Raw genomic sequence first — 11731 nt, forward strand, 5'->3', positions numbered from 1 at the left:
CACATCTCTAGCATTGTTGTATCAAATCAGGCAGTACTTCAAAGACTTAGCCGGCCAAAACAAAGACGGCAAACTAAGTACCGGCCAAGAAACCGCCCACATCCTCGCCCATACGGTATTGGGTGCGGCGACTGCAGCGGCGGGAGGCAACAACGCCCTGGCCGGAGCCATCAGTGCCGGCAGTGCCGAAGCCGCCGCACCGCTAATCGGCAACTATCTCTACGGTGAGAAAGACGGCAGCAAACTGACTGCGGAGCAGAAAGAAACCGTAACGGCGATTACAAACCTGTTGGGAACGGCTACGGGGGCGGCGGTTGGGAACAGTACTGCGAATGCGGTGCAAGGCAGTCTGAATGCGGATAGTGCGGTGGAGAATAATGCTTTAGAAACAGCATGGGACGTTGTGAATATAGGCATAGGAGTCTCATCCTTGACATATAATATTTCCCAAGGAAATTATAGTTCGGCCACTTTGGATGCAGTAGGATTGATTTATGATAGTGTTGCAACAGCAGTTCCGTTTCTTCCTGCTGGTGCTTCTGCTGCAATTAAGGCAAAACGTGCTGGAAACTCGGTTAAGCAATCTATTGCAATTGGACAAGATGTTGCGAAAGCTACAAAAGCTGCTAATCAAGCAGCTAAAAATAGCAAAAATATAACATCAAGAGCAAGTACAACTGGTACAAAAATTCACCGTGAAACAGGTGAACTTTTAGGTGAAAGTAAAGGAAAAGCAAAAAAATTATCAAATTCAGCCAATTCTTATTTTAAAGGTGCAAATAAATCTACGGGTCTTCAACCTGATTTAAGTTGGAAAGGAACGGGGGTATGGGCTGATTTGACTACTCCCAAGCAGTGGGAGATACATATTAGAAAATATAATCAAACCCACGGGCAGGGAGTTCCCATTATCTATAAACCAGGTAAGGGGGTAGTTGATAGAAGGATGCCATCTATTGGAGGAACTATATCTGGAGCTAATACATTAAATAATTATGAAGGAAATAAGAAAAAATGAGTTATTTAGTTATGATATCTGATAAACATATTATTAAAAAACAACCTACTCTTTTAGATAATTTTGATGCTGTCTTCAAGCTTCTTACCGATGAGTTTGGATTTAAAGCACAAATAAAAGAAGATGGGGATTTTGAATTTTTTTATAATGATCAATTTCCTGAAAATATATTAGGCTATGAAGATTCAGTTTTATGGACAAAAAATCCAACTGATAATTTTCTACAATTATTAATCAATATTTCTAATAGAATTGAAAACTCAAGAGTCATTGGAGATGAAGGAGAATGGTACGTTTCACTGAATGAAATCAGCTATTTAGAAGTGAATTCAGAGTTAAGAGTTAATGTTTTTTTAGAATATTTGAAGGCGTGGTCTCTTGCTATTATTTTAATAGTTATAGCTATTGTCTTAAAAATATTTTTTGATGCTTAAGTACGCGTAGTAAAATCGTAGGATGCCACTCACTGCCCACTTTGTTTAATTAGGTTTTTATAAAAACAAGCCGTCTGAAAACTAAAATTTTCAGACGGCCGCATCGATTTGGGCACCGCCAAGCTCGAAGCCCACAGCAAACGTGGCGAATTGAGCGATAAAAAACACCGCCATGTTGCCCAAACTTCCGAAACGGGTACCGCCATCGGTGCGGCCGGCGATATCCTGCTTTCCGCCAAAGACGATTTGACCGTCCGCCAAGGCAGCATCGCCAGCGATAAAGGCAGGGTTGCCCTCTCCGGCCGCAACGTCGACATCAGCGAAGGCCGTCAAACGCTGGATTTGGACGAATCAATCTACACCAAATCGCGCGGCATCGCTTCCAAAACAACCGGCCTCGACCAATACCGCCGTCAGCACGACGAAGCGGTCGGCAGAGAAATCAGCGGCGGCAAAGTGTTGATTGCAGCCGATAACGATTTAACCGTACGCGGCAGCAATGTGGTTTCAGACGGCCTCACGCTGTTGACGGCGGGCAATGATGGAATTACTACGGCATTTGGTGCTGCAAAAGCATTAAATGTGGTTGGAAAAGGTAGTCGCTATTTTGTAAATGAATGGGTTAGTAGTCCGCCTAGTGGGTCTCGTGCTGCACAGCGTGGGGCTATTGATATTAACGATAATCTCATTAAAAGCATTGTTACATCACAAAAAATTGCACCAGATTTAATGACGAAAGGCGTTCACTTCAACATAGGAAAAGTTGAACTACAAGCTCTACCTGATCATCAGAGAGGAATTATTTTTAAACCTGTTTTTTCTGCAACTAACCCTAGAGATGCTGACTATGCAATTAGACAGGCAAATCAAGCACTCAATGATGAAGCTTTTAGAAATTTCTTAATTAAACACGCAGAGGCTGGCATGAATATGGCAACGCAATCTAACAATGCGAAAGTATTAGAGTTTAAATTTTTGAGAGATGCAGTTCGGAGATTAAATAATGCAAATTCTAAATCTAACCCGAAATAATATTTTTACTTTTTTAAATAACGGGAAAATTAAAAGTACTTTATTTTTAAATTCAGATAAGTATGATGTTATTAATGAATTTGGTAATCCGCCAAACCATAATCCGCAGAGAAAAAAGAATAAAGAAATTATGGGGTATGGCGCATTAAATATTTATTTATTCAATGATAAAATAGTCGGATTTAGTATTAATGCACTGACTAATTATCTTAATAATACTATTTTAGAAAAATTATATAAAAGTGAAATTATTGAATTTTTAAATAATAATGAAATAGTAATTGATAAAGCATATTTCCTTGATGATATTGAATTTATTGACATCCATAACAAAAAACTAGGTTTTTTAAAAGATGTACTGTGCTATATTTCTGTGGGAATTTAATAGCCAGCGTAGCCTGTGTCTGTAGCAACTGTATTTTCAACCCCGTCAGGCAAAAATACAGTTGCTACGAACAAAAAGGCCTAACGGTGGCATTCAGCTCGCCCGTTATCGATTTGGTGCAACAAATCAACTCAGTGGTACAAAGCGGCAAACAAGTCGGCCAAACCCAAATCGACCGCGTTGCCGGTTTGTACGTCAACAACGCTTCAGACGGCCTCTTAAGCCTCAAAGCCAACCAAAGCATCGACTTCGTCGCCGCCAATCTGCGTAACGAAGCGTCCAAAGGCAAAACCCAAATCGTTTCAGACGGCCGCATCGATTTGGGCACCGCCAAGCTCGAAGCCCACAGCAAATGGGGCGAACTGAGCGATAAAAACCACCGCCATGTTGCCCAAACTTCCGAAGCGGGTACCGTCATCGGTGCGGCCGGCGATATCCTGCTTTCCGCCAAAGACGATTTGACCGTCCGCCAAGGCAGCATCGCCAGCGATAAAGGCAGGGTTACCCTCTCCGGCCGCAACGTCGACATCAGCGAAGGCCGTCAAACGCTGGATTTGGACGAATCAATCTACACCAAATCGCGCGGCATCGCTTCCAAAACAACCGGCCTCGACCAATACCGCCGTCAGCACGACGAAGCGGTCGGCAGCGAAATCAGCGGCGGCAAAGTGTTGATTGCAGCCGATAACAATTTAACCGTACGCGGCGGCAACGTGGTTTCAGACGGCCTGACCGTGTTGACGGCGGGCAATGATGTCAACATCACCGCCGCGCAAAGCACCTATAACGACAGCGAATTCCACCAAACCAAAAAATCCGGCCTGATGGGTTCGGGCGGCATCGGTTTTACCGTCGGCAGCAAAAAAGACACCGCCGACAGCGGCAGCCGTACCCGGGTGAATCACGGCTCGACCGTCGGCAGCTTAACAGGCGACACCGTCATTTCTGCCGAACAAAACTACCGCCAAACCGGCTCGACCGTCTCCTCGCCCGAAGGCGACGTACTGATTCGTGCGCGCAACATCGACATTAAAGCGGCGCAGGATACTTACGCCACCGACTACCGGCAGACCCTCGAACAAAAAGGCCTGACCGTAGCGGTCAACGTGCCCGTCGTTCAGGCCGTACAAAGCACAGCAGCCGCTGCCAAAACCGTCGGCAAAAGCAACAACGGCCGCGTCAATGCCATGGCCGCGGCCAATGCCGCATGGCAGACACGCAAGTTATTGGCCGAAGAAAGCAGTCCCGACAACCTCAAAGGCCTGGCAAACACCGCTGCCGCCCTATCCGCCGGCGATTGGCAATCTGCAGCAAACGCATCCAACGTCAGTGTCTCCCTTACCTACGGCCAACAAAAAAACACTGCCCAAAGCCACAGCGAAGGCAGTACCGCCCAAAGCAGCCAAGTCATCGGCGGCGGCCAAGTCAGCCTGATCGCCGACGAAGGCCGTCTGAACATCACCGGCTCAGATGCGGCCGGTAAAGAAGGCACATTATTGCGCGCCAAAGACATCGTACTGCAATCGGCCGAACAGAGCCACAGCGAACGCAGCGACAACCGCAGCAGCGGCGGGAACGCCGGCGTTGCCGTTGCATTTCAAAGCGGCAAACCGGTTATCGGCTTTACCGCCGGCGGCAACCACGGCAAAGGCTACGGCAACGGTGACGACGTAACCCACCGCCATACCCACATCGGCGACAAAGACAGCCGCACCGTCATCCAAAGCAGCGGCGACACCACCCTCAAAGGCGCGCAGGTAAAAGGCAAAGGCGTTGCCCTTAGCACCCGAAACCTCAACATCGAAAGCATACAGGATAGCGCCGTCTACCGCAGCAAACAGCAAAACCTCAGCGGCTCGGTAACCGTCGGTTACGGCGCATCCGCGACTGCCGACTACAACCAAAGCAAAACCAACGCCGACCACCGCAGTATCAGCGAACAAAGCGGCATCTTTGCCGGTGACGACGGCTTCCAAGTCAACGTGGCAAACCATACCGACTTAAAAGGCGGCATCATCACCGCCACCGAAACAGCCGAAAGCGAAGGCAGAAACCGCTTTCAGACGGCCTCAATCAGCCACGGCGACATTGAAAACCACAGCCGCTATGAAGGCGACGGCTTCGGCATCGGCGTATCAGGCAGCATCAGCGGCCAAAGCCTCGGCCAAACCGCACCTGCTGCCGACAGCCGCATCCAAACCGTCGCCACTAAAAACGGTATCGACAGCAGCATCGGCTACGGCAGCGACGGCGGCAGTCAAAGCAGTGTTACCCGCAGCGGCATCGGCACGCGCAACATCATCATCGGCAACGATACCGATGGCACACAGGCAGCAGCGGTATACACCGGCACCCGCACCGAAACCGCCGAACAAAACTCAGGCCGTCTGAACAACATCTTTGACAAAGAACGGGTGCAGAGCGAGATTGATTTGCAGCGGAAGGTCAGTCAGGAATTCAGCAAAAATGTGCAGGAAGTCAGAACGGAAATCAACCACAAAGCCGAAGGCTACAAAGCACTCGCCAAAGCAGCGGAAGACAAAGCTGCCCAAGCATTACAAAACGGCGATTTGAATGCCTACCGTGAAGCCGTACAAACCGCCAACGAGCACCATCAAAAGGCCGACAACTGGCAAAAAGGCGGCGTAGCCCTAGCTGCCGTGGCCACAGGTTTGAGCGCACCGACCGACAGCGCATTAGGCATTGCCGCCGCAGCGGCAAGTCCGGCCGCTGCCTATCAAATCGGCCAATACTTCAAAGAACTGGCGCAACAGAATTCAGACGGCAAACTTACCGGTAAACAGGAAACCGCCCACATCCTCGCCCATGCGGTATTGGGCGCAGCAACGGCAGCGGCGGGAGACAACAACGCCCTGGCCGGCGCCATCAGTGCAGGCAGTGCCGAAGCCGCCGCACCGCTAATCGGCAACTATCTCTACGGTGAGAAAGACGGCAGCAAACTGACTGCGGAGCAGAAAGAAACCGTAACGGCGATTACAAACCTGTTGGGAACGGCTACGGGGGCGGCGGTTGGGAACAGTACTGCGAATGCGGCTCAGGGTGGTTTGGTTGCGGGGAGTGCTGTTGAGAATAATTATTATCTCACAAGCAATGCACTCAACAAAAAACCTGAAGAAGTTCGCAATATTTATAAGGTATTAAAGAACAAGGTAATCAAAGAATGTAATGGCGGAAGAATTCAGGAATGTCGGCAAGACATTGAGCGTATTATCAATTTCGCTCAAGATTCAAGATTTGCACAAAATCATAAAGACTTGCAAAATGAATCTATGCAATTTTTATCCCAGCATCAGACTTTGCTTGTCGATTATTTAACGGCACGATACGAAACACTGAGTCGGGAAGATAAAAGTATTCTTAATCGTTATATTACACCGGGAGCAGAGATTGTAGCCGGTGCTTCGGGAATTGTAATTTCCGTAAAAGGCGGGGTTGCTACCTGTCCCCAATCATTCGGTTTAACCTGCAGTGCTGCTGCTGTTGGCCTTTTTTCATCAACAGATCACTTGGCTACCGGTCTGAATAATTTTGGGAAGAAAGCCAGTGAACAAAGTCCCACCATCACTGTTCAAGAATTGAAGAAACTGGGTTTGTCTGAGCAGGCTGCTGATTATGTACAGCTTGCGATAGATACCTTGAGTGTAGGAAAAGCAGCCACAGGTATTCCTAAACCGAAGCCGATTCCGAAGATGACCATGCTGAGTACTTCGGAAGGGACTGCTAATGCGGCAACCTATCCCAAACTGATTAATCAGTTAAATGAACAAAACTTAAAAAAATATTGCTGAACAAGATTCAAGATTGGCTGCGGCAATTCAAGGACAAGGGAATTTTAATATTGGGACAGCTACTAAAAGTGAAGCTGATAAATTGGGAATGATTTGGGTTGGAGATGGTGCAAGAGAAACTAGTGGTGGCGGCTGGCTTAGTCGAGATGGAACAAGACAATATCGTCCACCAAGCAATAAACGGTCACTGTATGCTACAACTGGGGTACAGGCTAATTTCGAAACCTTTGAAATCAATCCGATAACTGGGATGAAAACATTAATTAAAAATGGTCATTTAAATATCAAATAATCAATTGGAACTTGATATATGAATTTAGAATTGAAAAAAATTTATAGTATTGACTATGATTTAAATAACTTTCCTTTAGATAAAATTGATAATTTTTTTATGGTAGTAACAATGTCTATTGGATTTATAAATGAAGATGGAGCAGATGATTTTACTGTATATATATATACAACCAAATGGCTACAAGAAAATATATTTAGCCCCCAACTAGGTAAAAACTCCATAATTATAAATAAATTTGATTTGCATGAGCTAATTGTTTTAATCAATTCTGTTTTAGAATTATGTAATTCTGAAAATGATGAACTCGCATTTTATAATCTATCTAAATATTTTCTATGGGAGTTTGATGGTTATAAAGATTAAAAAAACAACAAACTGTAGGGGTAATTCATTGGCTAACTCATCATCGGTAGCAACTATAGCAAAGATTATATCAGCGCCGACTACAGCCAAAGCAAGTAAGTGTAGGGTGGGCAACTTGTTGCCCACCTAACTGACAAAATGCTGGAACTGTTAGGACAAAATCAACGCCGACCACCGAAGCGTAACCGAACAAAGCGGCCTTTACGCAGGAGACGACGGCTTCCAAGTCAACGTGGCAAACCATACCGACTTAAAAGGCGGCCTAATTACTGCCACCGAAACAGCCGAAAGCGAAGGCAGAAACCGCTTTTAGACGGCCTCAATCAGCCACGGCGACATTGAAAACCACAGCCGCTATGAAGGCGACGGCTTCGGCATCGGCGTATCAGGCAGCATCAGCGGCCAAAGCCTCGGCCAAACCGCACCTGCTGCCGACAGCCGCATCCAAACCGTCGCCACTAAAAACGGTATCGACAGCAGCATCGGCTACGGCAGCGACGGCGGCAGTCAAAGCAGTGTTACCAAAAGCGGCATCGGCACCCGCAACATCGTCATCGGCAACGACCCGACAGGCAAAAAAGCCGAAGCGGTTTACACCGACACCTGAACCGAAACCGCCGAAGCCGCATCAGGCCGTCTGAAAAATACGTTTGATAAAGACAAGGTACAGCGCGAGATTGATTTACAGCGTAAGGTCAGTCAGGAGTTCAGCAAAAATGTGCAGTCGGCCAATAGCGAAATCAACCAAAAACTGGATACGCTGAAAGAACAGAAAGAAAAAGGCCTTATCAGCGAAGCCGAGTACCGGGAAAAAACCGGTAACTGGCAGAAAGGCAAAGTGCTGCTCAACAGCATTGCCGCCGACTTATCCGCACCGACCGACAGCGTAGCAGGCATTGCAGCCGCCACTGCAAGTCCGGCCGTATCCTATCAAATCGGACAACACTTCAAAGAACTGGCGCAACAGAATTCAGACGGCAATCTGACCGCTAAACAGGAAACCGCCCACATCCTCGCCCATACGGTATTGGGTGCGGCCACCGCAGCGGCAGGAGATAACAACGCCCTGGCCGGCGCCATCAGTGCCGGCAGTGCCGAAGCGGCCGCACCATTAATCGGCAACTATCTCTACGGAGAAAAAGACGGCAGCAAACTGACGGCGGAGCAGAAAGAAACCGTAACGGCGATTACAAACCTGTTGGGAACGGCTACGGGGGCGGCTGTTGGGAACAGTACTGCGAATGCGGTGCAAGGCAGTTTGGCTGCAGGGAACGCGGTAGAAAATAACTGGGCCCACACTCTAGGAGTGAATGACTTTGATATGAATGCCGATCAGGCTCAGCAAACACGGAAAAAAGAAATCCGGCATCTTGCCCGAACATTATTTAAGGGCAACGAAAAATATGCTGAAGAGTATATTAATTACTATAATCAATACGCAGGAGAGGTAAATCGAATCGGTATACAAGAAGTGGTCGCAGGAACATGGGAAGCCATTGTAAACTATAAAGATACATATGCAGCCTTTATTGATGTCGTTAGTAATCCTGCACAAACTTTTGATAAAGTAATTATCAGTTATGATGAATGGAAACTTATCCGAGATGAAGCATATCGGTCAGATCGAAAACTGGCAGCTCATATGGATGCTTTACTCGCTGCAAGAGTAGGTGCAAATGCAACTTCAATAATTTTAGGTAGTGGCACAGCCAATTTGCTCGCTAAATCTGTACCGGTACAGAAAACAGTCGGAAAGTTGAAAAATGTAGTCCAAAGCTCATCATTTTGGCAGGAAGCAAGGAAAAAAGCCGACATCCGCATATTATCTACTCAAATTCGGAAAGGAGCGAACAATGCAGCCTTACAAGCACCACAGAATAAACCACTTTCATCTTGGGTACAAAGTAATCAGCTACCTAACATAATCTCTAATAAATCGGTTGGTATTCAATGGGGTGCCAGTGTTGGCAAACAAGGTATGCCGTGGGAAAATTATGTTGGTAAAAATTTAGCGGCTGATGCTCGCCTACCGCCAAACTTCAAGACCTTTGATTATTTTGATGTATAGTATATTAAAATAAGAATTCCCAAATCAACACTGAATATTTAGAGTCCAAAATGTCATACTCAATAGAACTACGAGAAAAAGCATACCAATACTATCAGGCATGCAAAAATGCCAGCGAAGTTTGCAAAGCATACCAAATTGACCCAAAAACATTTCGAAGTTGGAGAAAACGCTATGAGCAAACTGGTTCATTTGAACATCAAGTCAAAGGTGGCAATGCAACCAAAGTCAATAAAAAACTGCTCATAGAATATGTTAAAGAACACCCTGATGCATACCAGCATGAAATTGCAGCTCATTTTGGGTGTACGCCGGCTAATATTTGTTATTTGTTCAAAGTATTGGGTATGACGCGTAAAAAAAGACCACGAGCTACAAAGAACAAAAACCAGAACAGGTAGCCGCTTATCAACAAGCATTAAATCAATATGCTGATTATCAAGTTGTTTTCCTTGATGAAACAGGATTTGATACTTTTTACTACCGTCCTTATGCCTATTCACCAAAAGGGCTTCCAGTTAAAGCGCAAATCAGTGGTAAACGATACCGGCGCACATCACCGGTTGCAGCTCAAATCAAAGACCAAAGTAATCTAATTGCACCCATGATTTATTCAGGCACGATGGATAGCCGTTTATTTGAAGCATGGTTTGAAGGCGTATTGCTGCCTGAATTAACTGAACAATCTGTTATCGTGATGGATAATGCCCGCTTTCATCGGATGTCTGTTTTAGCAGAGATTTCAGAAAAAGAGGGGCATAAAATCTTAGCTCTTGCACCTTATTCGCCAGAGCTTAATCCGATTGAAAAAGCATGGGCGAACATTAAAAAAGCATCTACGAAAAGTGCTGCCTGAAATAGGCAATTTTATGGCTGCACTAATGAGTAGTTTTTATTTTAATTAACTATATTTACGCCTAAGAAAGCGTTATTGCATTCAAATCAATTTCTCTTACGCCTGCACATAGCCGGTAATCTAATCTGCCGTGTCCCCATCACCGGCTTCGTCCGCCGCCTCGCTCTTCAATCAGCTCTTGCAAACTACTAATCAAACCTTCAACACACATTCGCGGCCATCAAATACGTTTTCATCCTCTTTATATAGAATATAGAAGAATGTCGGGTAAGTCGCCGTAAGCATGCAGCGGTGTACATGCAGGAGTCAAATTGCGCTCGGCAATTTCATCAATCTGTAATTGCAGATCGGTATAAAGCTCTTCAAGTTTGGTATGCAGCAAGAAAAAATGCTCGCCTTTGATATTCCGAGGATAGCTGCGCACATTTTGATAAAACACTTGATAGCTCGACAACAAAGCGTTCGGTTTCCCGTTAATAGGCACGGCTTCGCTTTTTTCCAAACCGATTTGGTTGGTTTCCACTTTTTCGGCTGAAGTAGTTTTCTCTTTTTCCGCTTTAGCCATGATGATTTTTTTTGAGCAAAAGAAGATTGGGATAATTAATCACTGTTTCATTTGTATTTCTAATTATTTTCTATAAATAACAACAATATACTTTATTGATGATGATCCGGTTGGGAATGAATAAATTGGCATATTAATTGCTTGTAAGATTTAGTTACTGATAATTTATTTAGAATAAAATTATCTTACTTTTTGATAAGTGGCTGATTTATCAGATTATCGGTATAAGTCAGCATAAGAGGCAACTATTTTAATAGATATTGGATATTGGGCGAAATTTGTTACAAGGTGACAATTATTGTCAACTTGCGTCTATTCATCAACTCAATATTGTTATTTCATTCAGCAATTAAGAAAGAGACCAATGAACAAAATCTACCGGGTGATTTACAACGAAACTACACGTACTTATACCGCTGTTGCCGAATTTGCAAAAGGTAAAAGCAAATCTGCCTCTTCTATAGTGGGCCATGCTGCTCATTCAGAACGCAGCATCCTTTCAAGAATTTTCGCTTTTAGCGGTGTAGCCTCTGCATTGTTGTTAGCAGCTAATCCTGCACTTGCTGCCACAGGAGCTGCACGGCCTGCGGGTAGTAATGTTTGTTATTTTGATACAGTGAGTAATTCTGTAATTTGCGGTAATGCAAATACAACTAATAACAACAAAGCAGGTACTGTTGTTATGGGTGCGGATGCCAATTCGGGCAATCATGTTGGTGCTGTTGTCATTGGTTCCAATGCCAAAACTGATATTGGCGGTAACATAGGTATCAATTATGGTACGGGACATCGTTCTTATAGAAACCCTTATTCATCATTCACAACTAATGGGAACTCCTTAGCCAATGCTAATGGAAACATATCATCGTCAGTGGTTGGTATTGGCAGAAATGTTGTTACTGAGTC

General features: G+C 45.2%; 9 protein-coding genes and 3 pseudogenes. 10 read left to right on the plus strand and 2 right to left on the minus strand.

The genetic code is table 11. The features are described from left to right. The first annotated feature begins 13 nt into the window (after window positions 1-13). From H4O27_RS04495 to H4O27_RS04530, 7 genes and pseudogenes are all read left to right on the plus strand, one after another. Window positions 14-1018 carry a VENN motif pre-toxin domain-containing protein gene (locus tag H4O27_RS04495; protein WP_193004338.1) on the plus strand — a complete coding sequence of 335 codons (1005 nt, stop codon included), beginning with the start codon at window positions 14-16 and terminating at the stop codon, window positions 1016-1018. After that, entirely contained in the window at window positions 1015-1452 is a 438-nt protein-coding gene (locus H4O27_RS04500) for a hypothetical protein (protein WP_165011054.1), read from the plus strand. Before H4O27_RS04495 ends, H4O27_RS04500 begins: the two co-directional genes overlap by 4 nt. Window positions 1453-1560: 108 nt before the next feature. Then, on the plus strand, window positions 1561-2484 hold the full coding sequence (locus H4O27_RS04505; RefSeq protein ID WP_165011056.1) for a hypothetical protein: 924 nt from the start codon (window positions 1561-1563) through the stop codon (window positions 2482-2484). Beyond that, complete coding sequence (locus H4O27_RS04510; protein WP_165011058.1) at window positions 2456-2869, plus strand: hypothetical protein; 414 nt, start codon at window positions 2456-2458, stop codon at window positions 2867-2869. Before H4O27_RS04505 ends, H4O27_RS04510 begins: the two co-directional genes overlap by 29 nt. 65 nt (window positions 2870-2934) lie before the next feature. Beyond that, window positions 2935-6678 (plus strand): annotated as a pseudogene (locus H4O27_RS12960) (hemagglutinin repeat-containing protein); the annotation flags it as partial. A gap of 13 nt (window positions 6679-6691) precedes the next feature. After that, complete coding sequence (locus tag H4O27_RS04525; RefSeq protein ID WP_226883434.1) at window positions 6692-6970, plus strand: hypothetical protein; 279 nt, start codon at window positions 6692-6694, stop codon at window positions 6968-6970. Window positions 6971-6988: 18 nt separating this feature from the next. Then, window positions 6989-7336: an Imm8 family immunity protein gene (locus H4O27_RS04530; protein ID WP_165011078.1), complete on the plus strand. Its 348-nt coding sequence runs from the start codon at window positions 6989-6991 to the stop codon at window positions 7334-7336. 385 nt (window positions 7337-7721) lie between these two features. On the opposite strand, the gene H4O27_RS13320 is transcribed toward H4O27_RS04530, so the two are convergent. Beyond that, window positions 7722-7847 carry a hypothetical protein gene (locus H4O27_RS13320; RefSeq protein ID WP_255525193.1) on the minus strand — a complete coding sequence of 42 codons (126 nt, stop codon included), beginning with the start codon at window positions 7845-7847 and terminating at the stop codon, window positions 7722-7724. 207 nt (window positions 7848-8054) lie between these two features. On the opposite strand from H4O27_RS13320, the gene H4O27_RS04535 reads away from it, so the two are divergent. Together H4O27_RS04535 and H4O27_RS13415 are read left to right on the plus strand one after the other, a co-directional pair. Further along, window positions 8055-9404, plus strand: a complete 1350-nt coding sequence (locus tag H4O27_RS04535) for a VENN motif pre-toxin domain-containing protein (protein ID WP_226883436.1) — start codon at window positions 8055-8057, stop codon at window positions 9402-9404. A gap of 50 nt (window positions 9405-9454) precedes the next feature. Next, window positions 9455-10309, plus strand: a pseudogene (locus H4O27_RS13415) (IS630 family transposase). A gap of 192 nt (window positions 10310-10501) precedes the next feature. On the opposite strand, the gene H4O27_RS04550 reads toward H4O27_RS13415, so the two are convergent. Next, a complete protein-coding gene (locus H4O27_RS04550) occupies window positions 10502-10825 on the minus strand; it encodes a Dps family protein (RefSeq protein WP_165007849.1) in 324 nt (107 codons plus the stop codon). 364 nt (window positions 10826-11189) lie between these two features. On the opposite strand from H4O27_RS04550, the pseudogene H4O27_RS13575 reads away from it, so the two are divergent. Continuing rightward, window positions 11190-11297, plus strand: a pseudogene (locus tag H4O27_RS13575) (ESPR domain-containing protein); the annotation flags it as partial. Between the last annotated feature and the right edge of the window lie 434 nt (window positions 11298-11731).

It is taken from the genome of Neisseria yangbaofengii, assembly GCF_014898075.1.
In the GTDB taxonomy this organism is placed as follows: domain Bacteria; phylum Pseudomonadota; class Gammaproteobacteria; order Burkholderiales; family Neisseriaceae; genus Neisseria; species Neisseria yangbaofengii.

Bases quoted from the DNA above. Each gene is read 5' to 3' on its own strand.
- H4O27_RS04500 (WP_165011054.1), top strand. From the start codon at position 1,015: ATGAGTTATTTAGTTATGATATCTGATAAACATATTATTAAAAAACAA.
- H4O27_RS04510 (WP_165011058.1), top strand. From the start codon at position 2,456: ATGCAAATTCTAAATCTAACCCGAAATAATATTTTTACTTTTTTAAAT.
- H4O27_RS04530 (WP_165011078.1), top strand. From the start codon at position 6,989: ATGAATTTAGAATTGAAAAAAATTTATAGTATTGACTATGATTTAAAT.
- H4O27_RS04550 (WP_165007849.1), bottom strand. From the start codon at position 10,825: ATGGCTAAAGCGGAAAAAGAGAAAACTACTTCAGCCGAAAAAGTGGAA.